We start from the raw sequence: 17,343 nt of genomic DNA on the forward strand, positions 1-17,343 counted from the left end.
ACGTGTTCCAGGGAGGGTCAATGGCTCGTCGCGAGACCGAGACGCTCGGGGAGTCGACTGCCGGGGCGGGAGCCGCCCGCCGGTCGCCACCCACGGAACGCGTCGTGCAGGTCCTCGACCACCTCGTCGCGCGACCCGGTGTCCGGTTCGGACTGTCGGAACTGGCGCGCGAACTCGACCTGAGCAAGCCCACCTGCCTGGGCATCCTCACCGTGCTCGCCGACGCCGGCTATCTGGTCCGTGATCCCGTCGACAAGACCTACGGGCTCGGCCCGGCGCTGATCGTCGCGGGACGCGCCGCCCAGCGCGGCTTCGCGTCCGGGCCGGTCGCGCACCGGCATCTCGCCGCGCTCGCCGAGGAGTTCGGCGTGATGTGCTCCGCGTCGGCGGTCGTCGGCGACCGGATCGCGGTGCTCGACGTCGTCGGTGGACACGGCGCGGCCGCGGCGGCGCGCGTGGGGGAGGTGTACCCCTTCGCGCCCCCGGTAGGGCTGATGTACGTGCTGTGGGACACCGACGAACGCATCGAACAGTGGCTGCGGCGCGAACCGACCCTGCCCGTGACCGTCGACCTCGACGACCTGTGGCGGATCGTCACCGAATGTCGCCGGACGGGTTATCTGGCCGAGCCCCTCACGCCCGGCGGCCGTCGCCTGTACGCGCTCATGGCGGGGGTGGTCTCGCACGACCTCGCGCCCGAGATGCGGGAGATGCTGGCGGAACTCGTGGCCGGCCCCGGCGAGCGCGTGCTGGTGCCCGGTGCCTTCGCCGCGGGGGAGAAGCGGGCGGTCAACCTCGTGGCCGCCCCGGCCTACGATCCCGAGGGCCACCAGTCACTCGTGCTCACGCTGCACCTCGAGCGGGAGGTGGACGCCGCCGGGATCGAGCGGTGCGGTGCCGCGCTCGTGGCGGTCGCGGATGCGATCACCGCCGATCTCGGCGGACGTCGACCGGCGCGCTGACGGACGGTTGCGGGGACCGCCCGTTGACCTGGAATTGAAACTCGTTCTACTGTTGCGGAGTAATCTTCGACCGCGTCGGTACACATATGTACCGCGCCGGGTGAGAGGGGCACGAGTGACCACGGTGCCACCGCAACGACCACCGATCTACGAACTGCCGCTGCTCGGTGCGCTCGAGGCCGAGTCCGTGCACATCTTCCGCGAGGTCGCCGCGACCTTCTCCCGTCCCGTCCTGCTGTTCTCGGGCGGCAAGGACTCCGCGGTGATGCTCCATCTCGCGGCCGAGGCGTTCTGGCCCGCGCCGCTGCCGTTCCCCGTGCTGCACATCGACACCGGACACAACTTCGACGAGGTGATCGACTTCCGCGACCGCACCGTCGAACGGCTGGGGCTGCGGTCGATCGTCGCTTCGGTGCAGGACGACATCGACGCCGGGCGCGCCGTCGAGGACGACGGACCGCACGCGACCCGCAACCGGCTGCAGACCGGAACCCTCCTGCGCGCGTTGCGGGAAGGAGGATTCGACGCCGTCTTCGGGGGCGCCCGCCGCGACGAGGAGAAGGCCCGCGCGAAGGAACGCATCTTCAGTCTGCGCGACGAGTTCGGGCAATGGGACCCGAAGGCGCAACGACCCGAACTGTGGCAGCTGTACAACGGCCGGCACCGCCGCGGCGAACACGTGCGGGTCTTCCCGCTGTCCAACTGGACCGAACTCGACATCTGGCGCTACATCCGCGACGAGGGCGTCGACCTGCCGTCCCTGTACTACGCCCACCGGCGACCGGTGATCGAGCGCGACGGAATGCTGCTCGCGCACACCCGCTTTCTCACCCTCCTCCCCGGGGAAACCCCGCGCGAGAGCCTCGTTCGGTTCCGCACCGTCGGGGACGCGACGTGCACCGGCTGCGTCGAATCCGCTGCCGCCACCGCGGACGAGGTGATCACCGAGGTCGCCGCCAGCCGGGTCACCGAACGCGGCGCCACGCGGGCGGACGACCGGATCTCCGATGCCGGAATGGAAGACCGCAAGAGGGAAGGGTATTTCTGATGTCCCACCTGCTGCGCATCGCCACCGCCGGCAGCGTCGACGACGGCAAGTCCACGCTCATCGGTCGATTGCTGTTCGACTCGAAGGCCGTCTTCGAGGACCAACTCGAGGCGGTGACCCGCACGAGCCTCGACCGCGGTGCCGACCGCGCCGATCTCGCCCTGCTCACCGACGGCCTGCGCGCCGAACGCGAACAGGGCATCACGATCGACGTCGCCTATCGCTATTTCGCCACGGCACACAGGACATTCGTCATCGCCGACACTCCCGGTCACGAGCAGTACACGCGCAACATGGTCACCGGGGCGTCCACCGCCGACCTGGCGCTCGTCCTCGTCGACGCCCGCAACGGCATCGTCGAGCAGACCCGCCGGCACGCCTTCCTCGCGTCGCTGCTCGGGGTGCGGCACGTGGTGCTGTGCATCAACAAGATGGATCTGGTGGACTGGTCGCAGAGCCGGTTCGACGAGATCTGCGACGAATTCCGGAATTTCGCGGCCAAGCTCGACATGCCCGACCTCGCCTTCGTTCCCGTCTCCGCGCTGCACGGCGACAACGTCGTCTCCCGCACCGCGAACATGCCGTGGTACGAGGGCACTTCGCTGCTGCACCATCTCGAACAGGTCCACATCGCGTCGGACACCAACCTCATCGACGCGCGACTGCCCGTGCAGTACGTCATCCGCCCGGGCGAGGGCGAGCACCGCGACTTCCGCGGCTACGCCGGAACGGTCGCCGCCGGCGGATTCGCGCCGGGCGACGAGGTCGTCGTTCTCCCTTCCGGTTTCGGAACGCGGGTGCAGACGCTGTGGGGGCCGGGCGGAACGGAACTCGAGCACGCCTTCGCCGGTGCGGCGGTGTGCGTCGAACTCGAGGACGACCTCGACGTCGGACGCGGCGACATGCTGTGCCGCCCCAACAACCGTCCGCTCGTCGGCCACGAGATCGACGCCATGGTGTGCTGGTTCGACGAACGCTCCGCCCTCGACCCGGACGCCCGCTACGCCCTGCTGCACACCACGCGCTCGACCACCGCGCGGGTCGCGCGGCTGGACTACCGTCTCGACGTCAACAGCCTGCACCGCGACGAGGCCGCGACGACGCTCGGTCTCAACGAGATCGGCCGCGTGCAACTGCGGACGCAACAGCCGCTGCTGTTCGACCCCTACCGGCGCAACCGCACCACCGGAAGCTTCGTGCTCGTCGACGAACGCACCGGCAACACCGTCGCGGCCGGGATGATCACCGGCCCGACACTCGCCGACACGGCGGTGGTCTGGCACTCGGCGGCGGTCTCACGGACCGAACGGGGGAGGGCCGGGGCGACGGTGTGGCTCACCGGGCTGTCCGCCTCCGGCAAGTCCACCCTCGCCGTCGAACTCGAACGACGACTGCTCGCCGAGGGCATCCCCGCCTACCGCCTCGACGGCGACAACCTCCGGCACGGCCTCAACGCCGACCTCGGGTTCGGTCCGGAGGACCGCGCGGAGAACGTCCGCCGCGTCGGTGCGGTCGCCCAGATGATGGCCGACGCCGGACTCGTCGCGATCTGCGCGCTCATCAGTCCCTACCGTCAGGACCGCGACCGCATCCGCCGGCAGCACGAGGAGGCCGGAATCCGCTTCGTCGAGGTCTTCGTCGACACCCCGCTCGCCGACTGCGAGGCCCGCGACCCGAAGGGCATGTACGCGCGGGCACGTGCCGGTGAGATCACCGGTTTCACCGGCGTCGACGATCCCTACGAACCACCGTCCGATCCCGAGCTGGTCGTGCGCCCCCACGACGGCACGCCTGCCGTGCAGGCGGGCCTCGTCGTGGAATTGTTGAGGCCATGACGCACGACTACAGCGACGACGCTCGACCAGCAGCCGAGGGCGACGACGCTCGACCAGCAGCCGAGGGCGACGACGCTCGACTCGCAGCCGAGACGGCCTCCGGCGCAGGTGAACTGCTGCTCACGGTCCGCGCCATTGAATCGGATGCCCTCACCGGGCGCGAGTTGGGCCGCCGGGGCGACCACGCCGCCAACACGTACATCCTCGAACAGCTGGCGTCCGCGCGACCCGGCGACGCGGTGCTCTCGGAGGAATCCGCGGACGATCCGGCGCGGGTCGGCGCAGACCGCGTCTGGATCATCGACCCCCTCGACGGGTCGAAGGAGTACGGGATGCCCGACCACGTCGACTGGGCGGTCCACATCGCGCTGTGGGAGGCAGGCCGAGGGCTCACCGCAGCCGCGGTCGCGCAACCGGCGATCGGCGTCGTCCACAGCACCGCCGACCCGCTTCCGGCGCAGCGGCCTGCCCGTCGCCGCCCCCGCATCGTCATCAGCGGGAGCAGGCCGCCCGCTTTCGTCTTCGATCTGGCCCGCGATCTCGGCGCCGACCTGATCCGGATGGGCTCGGCCGGCGCCAAAGCGATGGCGGTGGTCCGCGGGGAGGCCGACGCCTACATCCACGCCGGTGGTCAGTGGGAGTGGGATTCGGCGGCGCCGGTCGCGGTCGCGCGCGCCGCAGGTCTGCACTGCGCCCGGATCGACGGCAGCGAACTCGAATACAACCGGCCGCACCCCTATCTGCCCGACCTGGTGATCTGCCGCGCCGACTGGGCGCCGGAGGTGATGTCCGCGCTGGCCGTGTACGCCACCGGACCGACCGACAGTCCCCGCGTCGCGATGGCCCGCGCGTACATCCGATCCCTGGTCAGCCACGATGCGTCCCACGTCCGGCTCGCCGAGGACGCCTGGCGGGTCGAGAACGGGGAGCGCACCGGCGACAGTGGCATCGAGATCCGCGACCGCCTCGAGAACGGACCGGAATACCGGCCCATCCGCCGTATCCGCGACCTGCAGTTCCGCGAATGGCACCACAGCGTCGTCGCGCGGTTCGTCCTGGACATCGCGGCAGGCCCGAACGCCGAGACGTCGGTCGCGGTGACGGAGCACTTCGACATCCCGGCCGGGGAGATCAGGTCGATCGTCGCGATCATCGAGCCCGTGCAGGGTAATAGTTGAATTCATTGTTGTAGCTTTCGAACGAAAGTCACCATGACCGAGAGGCATCACCATGGCCGAAGCGCGTGATATCGGGGACGGCATCCACGTCGTTCCCGTCCCGGTGGCGGACCTGCCCGTCGGCGACACCCAGGTCTACGTGATGGAATCCCCGCGCGGCGCCGTCCTCGTCGACGGCGGCTGGAACGACGACCGGTCGTGGGCGGCACTGCAGGACGGCCTGGCCACTGCCGGCCTGTCGGTCACCGACGTCGAGGGCGTGGTGGTCACCCACTTCCACCCCGACCACGTCGGGCTCACCGGACGCATCCGGGAGGCCTCCGGCTGCTGGGTCGCGATGAACGAGGCCGACTTCGCTCACCTCGAGGTCATGCTCTCCGACGACGACCGCCGTCCTCAGGAAGCCGAACTGCTGCGCCGCGCCGGAGCACCCGAGGACGCGATCGAGGAATCGCTCGCCACCCTCGTACCGGCGATCGGCCGTCCCGACGCGCTGCCCGACCGCAAACTCGGTGCCGACGAGGAGATCCCGCTGACGGGCCGGACCCTGCGCACCGTGCTGACCCCCGGCCACACGGCGGGCCACGCGTGTTTCCTGCTCGAGGAACACGGTGTGCTGTTCAGCGGCGACCACGTCCTCGCGACCACGACCCCGCACGTCGGCGAGTTCGATTTCCCTCTGCCGCAACGCGACGCGCTGGGGGAGTACCTCGACTCGCTGCGCGCGGTCGCCGGCCTGCCCGTGCGACGCGCACTGCCCGCGCACCGGCAGCAGATCGACGACCTGCCGCACCGCGTCGGCGAACTGATCGCCCACCACGACCAGCGCCTCGACGATCTCTACGACGCCTTCGGCGACGAGGAGCTCACGCTGTGGGAGGCCACCGCCCGCATGCGCTGGTACCGGCCGTGGGACGAGACCCCCTTGCACGGCAAGAGGATGGCGCTCGCGGAGGGATCGGCGCACGTCCGGCAGCTCATCGAACGCGGACGGGTCCGTCGCGTGCCCGGTACCGAACCCGCCCGCTTCGCGCGAGTGCAGAACCGATGAGCCCCGACGAACTGGTCACCGAGTTCTGCCGGCGCTGGGCCGATCCCGATCCTGCCGAGCTCGCGGCCTTCTTCGCCGACGACGCCGTCTTCCACAACATCCCGATGGAACCGATCCGCGGCCGCGCGGCGATCGAGGAATACATCGCGGGTTTCGTGACGTCCTTCGGTGCCATCGACTACCGCATCCACCACCAGGCGGTGTCCGGCAACGTCGTGCTCAACGAACGGACCGATGTGTTCACGATGAACGGCCGGACGATCGAGCTGCCCGTCACGGGCGTCTTCGAGATCGTCGACGGGAAGATCGCGGCCTGCCGTGACTACTTCGATCCCACACCCTTCACCACCGGAGCCTGACCGGCCCCTGGGACACCGAAGGCCCCTGGGACACCTGAAGGCCCCTGGAACGCCGAAGGCCCCGCTTCGTGAGAAGCGGGGCCTTCGTGGTGCCCTCGGCAGGATTCGAACCTGCGACTTCTTGCTCCGGAGGCAAGCGCTCTATCCCCTGAGCTACGAGGGCATCCGGACCACCGGATGACCGGAGGTGCGGGAGTTAGCCTAGCGCATCGAGCGCTCAACTCCACATCGCCAGGTCAGAGCCGGTTTTCGGCCCGGAGTCGCGGTTTCACCCGCGCGGAGGCTCAATTGAGGGGCAGCGGTTCGGCGCCGCGCTCGGCGAGCAGCGACCTCATCAGATCCGATTCGCCCTGCTGCGTCGCGACCATCGTGCCCGCCAGATTGCGCACCGCCGAGATGCTCGCGTACTGCTCGCCGTATTCCATCATCGGCAGACCCCCCTCGTGGTGGCGCAGCATCAGCTGGAGGAAGAGCACGTCCAGTTCGGGACCGCGCGCGGCCCGGAGATTCGCGAGATCCTCGGAGGTCGCCATCCCCGGCATCAGGTGCGAGCCGTCCGAATTCTCGGACTCGGCGGTCGCGCCGTGAGCACCGTGGCTGTGACCCGTCTCCGTCTCGGTCATCCACTCCATGTACTCGCCCGTCGGCAGCGCCGGCTGTCCCCACAGCGACAACCAGCCCTGCATCTGACCGAGCTGGTTCTGCTGGGTGGTGAGGATGTCGTACGCGATGTTGCGGATCCGATCGTCCTCCGAATTGGAGACCGCCACGGCGGCCATCTCGACGCCCTGGTCGTGGTGCACGATCATGTCCTGCGCGAATCCGACGTCCACCGAGCCGGCCTCCGGCGCCGCCTGCGCGGAGTCCTCGAAGGGGATCCGGGACAGGAACCCCGCGAGGAAACCGACGGCGACCGCGGCGACGGTGAGCAGCACCAACAGCAGCCGGTTGTGCCCACCGTGCTCGGGGGTGGAGATGTCCGAGGTGGTCTCGCTCATCGTCAGCTCCCGGCCGGTGCCTGCTGCATGTCGCCGGCGGTCTCCGCGTTCATCGGCACCGCGTCGGGGCCGGGCTCGGAGGCGTCGAAGGCCGGCGGGTTCGCCGGATCGAACGAACCGGGGATCGTCGAGCAGCTCGCCCCCACCTCGGGGTAGGTGTACTGGTTCAGGCGCAGCGCGCTGATGAACTGGTCGATGCGTTCGTCGTCGACGCTGTCGACCTTGAGCTGGTGACCCCACGACTGCAGCGCGATCGGGGCGTCGAGGCCCGGGTAGGGCGACATCAGGGTGTAGGTGCGGCCGTCGACCTTCTGGCGCAGCGTGTCGACCGCGGCGTCGTCGAGCAGATCGGGGTTGTAGGCCACCCACACGGCGCCGTGCTCGAGGGAGTGGACCATGTTCTCGGTCCGGACCGGCTGCTCGTAGACCGTGCCGGTGCAGGTCGCCCAGACGGAGTCGTGGGGGCCACCGAAGGGCGGCGACTGGTCGTACGCGACGCGCTGGCCCGGCGCGACGTGCACACCGGCCGGATACTCGATCTTCAGCACGCCCTCGATGTCGTCCGACGGGTCCTGGTTGGACTCCGACGGCGTCCACGCCGCCATCTCCTGCTGGTTCTGGTACTTCGGGATCAGGCTCACAGCGATCACGGCGACCAGCACGACGACCAGGGCCACGCCGCCGATCGTCAACCACGGGATCTGACGCTGCGCGGGGACCCCGCGGGCGCCGCCGCTCTTCTTCTTGGCGGCCTGAATGGCCTTCGACGACTTGGCTCCGGTCTTCTTGTTACCGGAGCCGCCACTAACCGAACCGCTGGGCATTGCTGTGTGCTCTTTCGACGGGTGGACAGGCGGACGCGCGCCCATCGGGCGCACAGACACCCACAACTCTACGGGCGTGCTCTCGCGCGGTGCCTCGAGCTGCCGGTAGGGGGAGCGTCGGCGCCGCGATCGACCAGCCAATAGGATGGACACCTGTGACTCCCTCCGACCTTGCTCAGCTGCTCCGCGGAACCGCCGCCGGTGTCCTCACCGACCGTGGTCTCGACGCGTCCGTTCTTCCCGAGACCCTCACCGTCGAGCGCCCGCGCAATCCGGAGCACGGCGACTACGCGACCAACGTCGCGATGCAGGTCGCGAAGAAGGTCGGCGTCAATCCCCGCGAACTCGCCACCTGGCTCGCCGAGGCCCTGACCGCCGCCGACGGCATCGACTCCGCCGAGGTCGCGGGACCCGGCTTCCTCAACATCCGGCTCGCCGCCGACGCCCAGGGAGCGATCGTGGCGAAGGTGCTCGCCGAGGGCGCCGCCTACGGCAACGGCAACGACCTCGCGAACACGAGGATCAACCTCGAGTTCGTCTCCGCCAACCCCACCGGCCCGATCCACCTCGGTGGCACCCGCTGGGCTGCGGTCGGCGACGCGCTCGGACGCATCCTCACCGCCCAGGGCGGCGAGGTCACCCGCGAGTACTACTTCAACGACCACGGCGCACAGATCGACCGCTTCACCCGGTCGCTCATCGCCTCCGCGCTCGGACAGCCCGCCCCCGAGGACGGTTACGCCGGCGCCTACATCGTCGACATCGCCTCCTCCGTGCTCGAGCAGCGTCCCGACGCCCTCGAACTCCCCGAGGACGAGCGGCACGAGACGTTCCGCTCGATCGGTGTGGACCTGATGTTCGCGCACATCAAGCGCACCCTCCACGAGTTCGGTGTCGACTTCGACGTGTACTTCCACGAGAACTCCCTCTTCGAGAGCGGAGCGGTCGACAAGGCCGTCGAGACCCTCAAGGCGTCGGGCAACCTGTACTTCGAAGACGGCGCCTGGTGGCTCAAGAGCACCGACTACGGCGACGACAAGGACCGCGTCGTCATCAAGTCCGACGGCAACGCCGCCTACATCGCCGGCGACATCGCCTACTTCCAGGACAAGCGCTCGCGCGGCTTCGACCTGTGCATCTACATGCTCGGGGCCGACCACCACGGTTACATCGCGCGCCTCAAGGCCGCCGCGGCGGCCTTCGGCGACGACCCCGACACCGTCGAGGTGATGATCGGCCAGATGGTCAACCTCGTCCGCGGTGGCGAGGCCGTGAAGATGAGCAAGCGGGCCGGCACCGTCATCACTCTCGACGACCTCGTCGAGGCGATCGGCGTCGACGCCGCGCGCTACTCGCTCGTGCGGTCCTCGGTGGACCAGAGCATCGACATCGACCTCGAACTGTGGGCGAGCACCACGAACGAGAACCCGGTCTACTACGTGCAGTACGCCCACGCGCGGCTCTCGTCGATCGCGCGCAACGCCGCCGATCTCGGCCTGACCGCCGAGGGCGCCGACTTCGCACTGCTCACGCACGAGCGCGAGGGCGACCTGATCCGCACCCTCGGCGAGTACCCCCGGGTCCTCGCGAAGGCAGCCGAACTGCGCGAGCCGCACCGCGTCGCCCGGTACCTCGAGGAACTCGCGGGCACCTACCACCGCTTCTACGACGCCTGCCGGATCCTGCCGCAGGGCGACGAGGAGGCCGGCCCGCTGCACACCGCGCGCCTCGCGTTGTGCGCGGCCGCACGTCAGGTTCTTGCCAACGGCCTCGGCCTGCTCGGCGTCAACGCCCCGGAGCGGATGTGAACGCGCATCCGGCGGGACCGCGCCACGCCCAGATCCCGCACGCCCCGAACCTGCCCGAGCGCCCCGCCGACGCCGCGGCGCTCAACGCGCTCGCCCCGCACGTGTGGCCGCGCAACGCCGAGCGCGGCGAGGACGGCGTCATGCGCATCGCCGGCATCCCGGTGACCGAGCTCGCCGAGAAGTACGGCACCCCGCTGTTCGTCGTCGACGAGGACGACTTCCGCTCCCGCTGCCGGGAGATCTCGGAGGCCTTCGGTCCGTCGGCGAAGGTGCACTACGCGTCGAAGGCGTTCCTGTGCAGCGAGATCGCGCGATGGGTCCACCAGGAAGGGCTCTCGCTCGACGTCGCGTCCGGCGGTGAGCTCGCCGTGGCCCTGCACGCCGGCTTCCCCGCCGAGAAGATCGCGATGCACGGCAACAACAAGTCCGTCCGCGAACTGCAGGCCGCCGTGACCGCCGGGGTCGGGCACATCGTGCTCGACTCGCTCGCCGAGATCGAGCGGCTCGACGCGGTCGCCGGTGAGGCCGGTGTCGTCCAGGACGTGCTCATCCGCGTGACCGTGGGCGTCGAGGCCCACACCCACGAGTTCATCTCCACCGCGCACGAGGACCAGAAGTTCGGGCTCTCGCTCGCCGGCGGCAACGCCATGCAGGCCGTGCGGCGCGTCTTCGCGGCCGACAATCTCCGCCTCGTCGGCCTGCACAGCCACATCGGCTCGCAGATCTTCGACGTCGACGGCTTCGAACTGGCCGCCCACCGCGTCATCGGTCTGCTGCGCGACATCGTCGCCGAGTTCGGCGTCGACAAGACCTCGCAGATGAACATCGTCGACCTCGGCGGCGGCCTCGGCATCTCGTACGTGCCGAGCGACGACCCGCCGCCGGTCGCCGATCTCGCGGCGAAGCTCAACGACATCGTCCGCAACGAGTCCGCGCTCGCGGGCCTGCCGGCCCCGACCCTCGCGGTCGAACCCGGCCGCGCCATCGCCGGGCCGGGCACGGTGACGCTCTACGAGGTGGGAACCCTCAAGGACGTCGAGGTCGGCTCCGGGCACGTCCGCCGCTACATCAGCGTCGACGGTGGCATGAGCGACAACATCCGCACATCGCTGTACCAGGCGGAGTACGACTCGCGCCTCGTCTCCCGCGTGAGCGAGGCCGCACCGGTGGTCTCGCGCGTCGTCGGCAAGCACTGCGAGAGCGGCGACATCGTCATCCGCGACGCCTGGATGCCCGCCGACGTCGCACCCGGTGATTTACTGGCGGTCGCGGCGACGGGTGCATACTGCTACTCGATGTCGAGCAGGTACAACCTGCTGCCTCGCCCCGCCGTCGTGGCGGTCAAGGACGGTGTCTCGCGGGTTCTGCTGCGCCGTGAGACCGTCGAAGATCTGCTCAACTTGGAGGTTTCGGAGTGACCAGTGCAACGGCGACCGATGCTTCGGGCCGGCGTCCTGTGGGTGTGGCGGTTCTCGGGCACGGCACCGTCGGTGCCGAGGTCGCGCGGATCATCCGCGAGGACGCCGCGGATCTCGAGGCGCGCATCGGTGCACCCCTCGAGTTGAGAGGGGTCGCCGTGCGCGACGCCTCCCGCGACCGGGGTCTTCCCGCGGAACTGGTCACCACGAACGCCGAGGCCTTGATCCGCCGCGACGACGTCGACATCGTCGTCGAACTCATCGGCGGCATCGAACTGCCCCGCAAACTCGTGCGCACGGCACTCGACTCCGGCAAGTCCGTCGTCACCGCCAACAAGGCGCTGCTCGCCGCCTACACCGGCGAACTGGCCGAGGTGGCCGAGGCCCGCAACGTCGACCTGTACTTCGAGGCGTCGGTGGCCGGCGCGATCCCGGTGATCCGTCCGCTGACCCAGTCGCTCGCAGGCGACAAGGTCAACCGGGTCGTCGGCATCGTCAACGGCACCACCAACTACATCCTCTCGGCCATGGACGAGACGGGCGCCGACTACGACGAGACGCTCGCCGAGGCGAGCCGCCTCGGATACGCCGAGGCCGATCCCACCGCCGACGTCGAAGGCTTCGACGCGGCCTCGAAGGCGGCGATCCTCGCGTCGATCGCCTTCCACACCCGCGTGACGGCAGCCGACGTCTACCGCGAGGGCATCTCGTCGATCACCGCCGCCGACCTCACCTCGGCCCGTGCGCTCAACTGCACGATCAAGCTGCTCGCGCTGTGCGAGCGCGTCCCGTCCGCCGACGGCAAGGACCGCGTGTCCGCCAGGGTCTACCCGGCGCTCGTGCCCCGTGAGCATCCGCTGGCCTCGGTCAACGGCGCGTTCAACGCCGTCGTCGTCGAAGCGGAGTCCTCGGGCCGGCTCATGTTCTACGGCCAGGGTGCCGGTGGCGCCCCCACCGCCTCCGCCGTGATGGGCGACCTCGTGATGGCCGCCCGCAACCGGGTTCAGGGTGGTCGTGGTCCGCGTGAGTCGAAGTACGCGCAGCTGGAGATCGCGCCCATGAGCGACATCCTCACCCGCTACTACGTCAATCTGAAGGTCGCCGACCGCGCCGGTGTGCTCTCCGCGGTCGCCGCCGAGTTCGCCACGCGGGGCGTGAGCATCGCAGCGGTCCGCCAGGAAGGCGCCGGCGACGCTGCCCGTCTGGTGGTACTCACCCATCAGGCCACCGACCGTGCGCTGGCGGATACCGTCGCAGCGCTCGACAAACTCGAATCCGTGATCGCTGTGACCAGCGTCCTGAGACTGGAGGGATCCGCCGAATGAGCGCGGCCGAGAAGAACACCACCCCCGTGCACACGCCGTGGCCGGGCCTGATCGAGGCGTACCGTTCGCGCCTGCCGATCGGTGACGACTGGAAGACGGTCACGCTGCGCGAGGGTGGCACGCCGCTGCTCCCGGCTCCGCGCCTGTCGGAGATCACCGGTTGCGAGGTCCACGTGAAGGTCGAGGGGCTCAACCCCACCGGCTCCTTCAAGGACCGCGGTATGACCATGGCGGTCACCGAAGCCCTCGCGACCGGCAAGCAGGCCGTGCTGTGCGCCTCCACCGGCAACACCTCCGCGTCGGCCGCCGCCTACGCCGCCCGCGCCGGTATCGGCTGCGCGGTGCTCGTGCCGCAGGGCAAGATCGCGATGGGCAAGCTCGCCCAGGCCGTCATGCACGGCGCGAAGATCGTCCAGGTCGAGGGCAACTTCGACGACTGCCTCGAGCTCGCCCGCAAGACCACCGCGGAGTTCTCCACCATCGGTCTGGTCAACTCGGTGAACCCGGTGCGCATCGAGGGCCAGAAGACCGCGGCCTTCGAGATCGTCGACGCGCTCGGCGATGCTCCGGACGTGCACATCCTGCCCGTCGGCAACGCCGGCAACATCACGGCCTACTGGAAGGGCTACAGCGAGTACGCGGCCGACGGCCTCAGCACTCGCCGCCCGCGCATGCTCGGCGTCCAGGCGGCCGGTGCGGCACCGCTCGTCCTCGGCCATCCCGTGAAGGATCCCGAGACCATCGCGACCGCCATCCGCATCGGTGCCCCCGCATCGTGGAACGGCGCAGTGGCCGCCAAGGAGGAGTCGAACGGCGCGTTCCGCGCGGCGACCGACGAGGAGATCCTCGAGGCGTACCGGCTGCTCGCGAAGTCCGAGTCGATCTTCGTCGAGCCGGCTTCGGCCGCATCCATCGCCGGTCTGCTCGCCGCGAGCAAGGAAGGCTGGCTCGAGCGCGGCCTCAAGGTCGTGTGCACCGTGACCGGCAACGGTCTCAAGGACCCCGATACTGCCCTGCGCGACGTGCCCGTGGTCGAGCCCATCCCGGTCGACCCGGTCGCGGTCGCCTCCGCGCTCGAGTTGGCCTGAGTTGACCGCCACGCCTTCCTCCGTTGGGAATCAGGACATGACGCAGACGTTGCCCGTGGGGCTTTCGGTGACGGCACGGGTTCCCGCCTCGAGCGCGAATCTCGGCCCCGGCTTCGACTGCCTGGGTCTCGCCCTCGGTCTGTACGACGAGATCACCGTCACGACAACGGCTTCCGGGCTCGACGTGAAGGTGGAGGGGGAAGGCGCCCAGGAGGTTCCGTGGGGACCCTCGCACCTCGTGGTCCGTGCCGTCGAGCGCGGGCTCGAGGCCGCCGGTGTGTGGGCGGACGGACTGGACGTCGTGTGCCACAACGTCATCCCGCACTCGCGTGGCCTGGGATCCTCCGCCTCGGCGGCGGTGGGAGGGCTGGCGGCGGCCAACGGGCTCGTCCGCAAGATCGCTCCCGAGCGCGTCCTCGACGACGAGCAGCTCGTGCAGCTCGCCTCCGAGTTCGAGGGCCATCCCGACAACGCCTCCGCGAGCGTTCTCGGTGGGGCAGTGGTGTCGTGGACCGAGGCCGAAGTCGACTCCGAGCAACGGACCTACCGCGCGGTGAACCTGCGTGTGCACCCGGACATCAAGGCGTACGCCTTCGTCCCGTCGGTCCGTTCGTCCACGGCCCACACCCGGGGCCTGCTGCCCGAACTCGTCCCGCACCGGGACGCGGCGTTCAACGTCAGCCGGGCGGCTCTCGCGGTGGTCGCGCTCACCGAGCGACCCGAGCTGCTGATGCCGGCGACGCAGGATCTGCTCCACCAGGCCCAGCGGGCTCCCGCACTGCCGCTCACCACCAAATGGGTGGCCGCACTGCGCGAGGCGGGCATCCCCGCCATTGTCTCGGGTGCCGGGCCGACGGTGCTCGCGCTCACGACCTCCGCGCTGCCCGACGAACTGCGGGCCGCCGCCGAGGCCGACGAACTGACGGTGCTCGACCTCGAGATCGCCGAGGGCGTCCAGGTCGACTGAGACCGACACGCGGTGCCGGGTGGGGGGTCGACGGGTGGTGCAACACACACGTCCCATCCGGCACGGCGATTCTTGCTCTACGTACAGATCGTCGCTATTCTGTGGGGTGTCCGCACGTCGTGCGTATCAGTCGCCGGATTCTCCAGGGCAATCACTCCAGCTCCATCGGGGCGTCGAGCCTGGATCGATCCTCACCTGCTCCCGGATCCGGGAGGGGGACAGACCGCACCTACCGGATTTCGGTGTGGTGGCGGACGTGCCGACCGTTCGTTTTCCCTGAACTCGTACGGCAAATCCCAGCTCAGTGGACGAACTGATCTGCGGGACGAACCCTCTGCTGCGCATGGAGCGAGCGAGGGAAGGAAGGATCTCCGTGACAGATACGGACCTGATCACTACACCTGCTCTCGACATTCCCGAGGCCGGTAGCCGGACGACCACGCGCGGTCGCCGCGGAGCAGGCCTTTCGGGCATGGTGCTTGCCGAGTTGCGGACTCTTGCCGCCGAGCTCGGGATCAAGGGCACCTCCGGGATGCGCAAGGGTGATCTCATCGCTGCGATCAAGGAGAAGCAGGGAGGCGGCGCCGCCGCACCTGCCGAGCAGCCTGCAGCCAAGACGGCTGCCTCCGAGAAGACGGAAGCAGCAGCGAAGACCGAGACGGCCGACAAGCCCGAGGGAGCGCCCTCGCGTGGCACCCGCGGTCGCCGTGGCCGTGCCGCCGCCGACGAGACCGCCGCGCCCGAGCAGAAGGCCGACGCCGAGCCGGCCCAGCAGAAGGCCGACGTGAAGTCCGGCGACGAGGGCTCGCAGGAGAAGCCGCAGGGCGGCCAGACCCCCAGCGGCGACAACGAATCCGACGGTAACCGCCGCGGCCGTGGCCGTCGCGGACGCCGCGGTGGCGACAACGCCGACCAGCACCAGCAGGCCGAGGGCGCCGACGCGTCCGAGGACGGTCGCCAGGATCGCGACTCGCAGCGCGAGAAGAGCCAGGATCGCGACTCGCAGCGCGAGCGTGGCCAGGACCGCAACTCCGGCGACGGCTCCTCGCGCCGCGACCGCAACCAGAGCGACCGTAACCAGGGTGATCGCAACCAGGACGCCGGCGATCGCGACGGCGGTAATCAGGGTCCGCGCCAGGGCCAGGACAACCGTGGGGGAGACGACGAGGAAGGCGGCCGCGGCCGCCGGGGTCGGCGCTTCCGTGAGCGTCGTCGTGGACGCGACCGCGGCGAGAGCGGTTCGGACTCGCGCGAGCCCGAGATCCGCGAGGACGACGTCCTGCAGCCGGTCGCCGGCATCCTCGACGTCCTCGACAACTACGCGTTCGTCCGCACCTCCGGCTACCTCGCCGGCCCGAACGACGTGTACGTCTCGATGAACATGGTGCGCAAGAACGGCCTGCGCCGCGGCGACGCCATCACCGGCGCCGTGCGGGTCCCCCGCGAGGGTGAGCAGGGCAACCAGCGTCAGAAGTTCAACCCGCTGGTCCGCCTCGACACCGTCAACGGCCGCGAGGTCGACTCGGCCAAGCGCCGCCCCGAGTTCAACAAGCTCACGCCGCTGTACCCCAACCAGCGACTGCGCCTCGAGACCCAGCCGAACATCCTCACCACACGCGTGATCGACCTGGTCATGCCGATCGGCAAGGGTCAGCGTGCACTCATCGTGTCGCCGCCGAAGGCCGGTAAGACCACCGTCCTCCAGGACATCGCCAACGCGATCGCCGTCAACAACCCCGAGTGCTACCTGATGGTCGTGCTCGTCGACGAGCGTCCCGAAGAGGTCACCGACATGCAGCGTTCGGTGAAGGGCGAGGTCATCGCCTCGACCTTCGACCGGCCGCCGTCGGATCACACCTCGGTCGCCGAGCTCGCCATCGAGCGTGCGAAGCGTCTCGTGGAGATGGGCCAGGACGTCGTGGTGCTCCTCGACTCCATCACCCGTCTCGGCCGCGCGTACAACAACTCGTCGCCGGCATCCGGACGCATCCTCTCCGGTGGTGTCGACTCGACCGCGCTGTACCCGCCGAAGCGTTTCCTCGGTGCTGCCCGCAACATCGAGAACGGCGGATCGCTCACGATCATCGCCACCGCGATGGTCGAGACCGGTTCCACCGGCGACACCGTGATCTTCGAGGAGTTCAAGGGCACGGGTAACGCCGAGCTCAAGCTCGACCGGAAGATCGCCGAGCGGCGCGTGTTCCCGGCGGTCGACGTCAACCCGTCCGGTACACGCAAGGACGAACTGCTCATGAGCCCCGACGAGTTCGCCGTGGTGCACAAGCTCCGCCGCGTGCTCTCGGGCCTCGATTCGCACCAGGCGATCGATCTGCTCATCGACCGACTCAAGAAGTCCAAGACGAACATCGAGTTCCTCATGAATGTGGCGAAGACCGCACCGGGGGCACTCGACGACTGACGTCGGCGCCCCGGGGAATTTCTTCCCGGGGCCCTACGTTTGGCATAATCGACAGGCTCAGTC

Annotated in this window: 14 protein-coding genes and 1 tRNA gene; 12 read left to right on the top strand and 3 right to left on the bottom strand. The window is 69.5% G+C overall.

The genetic code is table 11. The features are described 5' to 3' along the window. Positions 1-20 precede the first annotated feature (20 nt). The 6 genes from ACNJ7K_RS17000 to ACNJ7K_RS17025 all read left to right on the top strand — a co-directional run bounded on the left by ACNJ7K_RS17000 (position 21) and on the right by ACNJ7K_RS17025 (position 6,433). The gene (locus ACNJ7K_RS17000; RefSeq protein ID WP_159418713.1) at positions 21-962 is read left to right on the top strand and encodes a helix-turn-helix domain-containing protein; all 942 of its coding nucleotides are present in this window, start codon (positions 21-23) and stop codon (positions 960-962) included. A 115-nt stretch (positions 963-1,077) separates the two neighbouring features. Continuing rightward, positions 1,078-2,010: a sulfate adenylyltransferase subunit CysD gene (cysD, locus tag ACNJ7K_RS17005; RefSeq protein WP_487041972.1), complete on the top strand. Its 933-nt coding sequence runs from the start codon at positions 1,078-1,080 to the stop codon at positions 2,008-2,010. Beyond that, positions 2,010-3,845: an adenylyl-sulfate kinase gene (cysC, locus tag ACNJ7K_RS17010; RefSeq protein ID WP_487041973.1), complete on the top strand. Its 1,836-nt coding sequence runs from the start codon at positions 2,010-2,012 to the stop codon at positions 3,843-3,845. Before cysD ends, cysC begins: the two co-directional genes overlap by 1 nt. Next, entirely contained in the window at positions 3,842-5,023 is a 1,182-nt protein-coding gene (locus ACNJ7K_RS17015) for a 3'(2'),5'-bisphosphate nucleotidase CysQ (RefSeq protein WP_085469592.1), read from the top strand. Before cysC ends, ACNJ7K_RS17015 begins: the two co-directional genes overlap by 4 nt. Before the next feature lie 52 nt (positions 5,024-5,075). Next, on the top strand, positions 5,076-6,074 hold the full coding sequence (locus tag ACNJ7K_RS17020; RefSeq protein ID WP_059383693.1) for an MBL fold metallo-hydrolase: 999 nt from the start codon (positions 5,076-5,078) through the stop codon (positions 6,072-6,074). Next, positions 6,071-6,433, top strand: coding sequence for a nuclear transport factor 2 family protein (locus tag ACNJ7K_RS17025; protein WP_159418708.1), 363 nt, complete (start codon positions 6,071-6,073; stop codon positions 6,431-6,433). The genes ACNJ7K_RS17020 and ACNJ7K_RS17025 overlap by 4 nt, the downstream gene beginning before the upstream one ends. An 87-nt stretch (positions 6,434-6,520) precedes the next feature. Here ACNJ7K_RS17025 and ACNJ7K_RS17030 read toward each other — a convergent pair. The 3 genes from ACNJ7K_RS17030 to ACNJ7K_RS17040 all read right to left on the bottom strand — a co-directional run bounded on the left by ACNJ7K_RS17030 (position 6,521) and on the right by ACNJ7K_RS17040 (position 8,255). Then, a tRNA-Arg gene (locus ACNJ7K_RS17030) sits at positions 6,521-6,596 on the bottom strand. A gap of 121 nt (positions 6,597-6,717) precedes the next feature. Next, entirely contained in the window at positions 6,718-7,431 is a 714-nt protein-coding gene (locus tag ACNJ7K_RS17035) for a DUF305 domain-containing protein (protein WP_268655495.1), read from the bottom strand. A gap of 2 nt (positions 7,432-7,433) precedes the next feature. Continuing rightward, positions 7,434-8,255, bottom strand: a complete 822-nt coding sequence (locus ACNJ7K_RS17040) for a thioredoxin-like domain-containing protein (RefSeq protein ID WP_268655496.1) — start codon at positions 8,253-8,255, stop codon at positions 7,434-7,436. Positions 8,256-8,410: 155 nt separating this feature from the next. Between ACNJ7K_RS17040 and argS the strand changes: the two genes are divergently transcribed. From argS to rho, 6 genes are all read left to right on the top strand, one after another. Next, entirely contained in the window at positions 8,411-10,063 is a 1,653-nt protein-coding gene (argS, locus tag ACNJ7K_RS17045) for an arginine--tRNA ligase (protein ID WP_487041974.1), read from the top strand. After that, entirely contained in the window at positions 10,060-11,481 is a 1,422-nt protein-coding gene (gene lysA, locus ACNJ7K_RS17050) for a diaminopimelate decarboxylase (RefSeq protein WP_059383698.1), read from the top strand. Before argS ends, lysA begins: the two co-directional genes overlap by 4 nt. A gap of 38 nt (positions 11,482-11,519) precedes the next feature. Continuing rightward, positions 11,520-12,806: a homoserine dehydrogenase gene (locus ACNJ7K_RS17055; protein ID WP_059383699.1), complete on the top strand. Its 1,287-nt coding sequence runs from the start codon at positions 11,520-11,522 to the stop codon at positions 12,804-12,806. Further along, complete coding sequence (gene thrC, locus ACNJ7K_RS17060; protein WP_016693795.1) at positions 12,803-13,894, top strand: threonine synthase; 1,092 nt, start codon at positions 12,803-12,805, stop codon at positions 13,892-13,894. The genes ACNJ7K_RS17055 and thrC overlap by 4 nt, the downstream gene beginning before the upstream one ends. Before the next feature lie 37 nt (positions 13,895-13,931). After that, entirely contained in the window at positions 13,932-14,861 is a 930-nt protein-coding gene (gene thrB / locus ACNJ7K_RS17065) for a homoserine kinase (RefSeq protein WP_064851647.1), read from the top strand. A 373-nt stretch (positions 14,862-15,234) separates the two neighbouring features. Further along, positions 15,235-17,280, top strand: a complete 2,046-nt coding sequence (gene rho / locus ACNJ7K_RS17070) for a transcription termination factor Rho (RefSeq protein ID WP_159418703.1) — start codon at positions 15,235-15,237, stop codon at positions 17,278-17,280. The last annotated feature ends 63 nt before the right edge of the window (positions 17,281-17,343 follow it).

The organism is Rhodococcus shunpengi (assembly GCF_048381395.1).
Taxonomy (GTDB): domain Bacteria; phylum Actinomycetota; class Actinomycetes; order Mycobacteriales; family Mycobacteriaceae; genus Rhodococcus.

Excerpts from the sequence above, each read along its gene's own strand:
- ACNJ7K_RS17035 (WP_268655495.1), bottom strand. The coding sequence starts at position 7,431 with ATGAGCGAGACCACCTCGGACATCTCCACCCCCGAGCACGGTGGGCAC.
- thrB (WP_064851647.1), top strand. The coding sequence starts at position 13,932 with ATGACGCAGACGTTGCCCGTGGGGCTTTCGGTGACGGCACGGGTTCCC.
- ACNJ7K_RS17020 (WP_059383693.1), top strand. The coding sequence starts at position 5,076 with ATGGCCGAAGCGCGTGATATCGGGGACGGCATCCACGTCGTTCCCGTC.
- ACNJ7K_RS17025 (WP_159418708.1), top strand. The coding sequence starts at position 6,071 with ATGAGCCCCGACGAACTGGTCACCGAGTTCTGCCGGCGCTGGGCCGAT.
- ACNJ7K_RS17015 (WP_085469592.1), top strand. The coding sequence starts at position 3,842 with ATGACGCACGACTACAGCGACGACGCTCGACCAGCAGCCGAGGGCGAC.
- ACNJ7K_RS17040 (WP_268655496.1), bottom strand. The coding sequence starts at position 8,255 with ATGCCCAGCGGTTCGGTTAGTGGCGGCTCCGGTAACAAGAAGACCGGA.
- thrC (WP_016693795.1), top strand. The coding sequence starts at position 12,803 with ATGAGCGCGGCCGAGAAGAACACCACCCCCGTGCACACGCCGTGGCCG.
- ACNJ7K_RS17000 (WP_159418713.1), top strand. The coding sequence starts at position 21 with ATGGCTCGTCGCGAGACCGAGACGCTCGGGGAGTCGACTGCCGGGGCG.
- cysC (WP_487041973.1), top strand. The coding sequence starts at position 2,010 with ATGTCCCACCTGCTGCGCATCGCCACCGCCGGCAGCGTCGACGACGGC.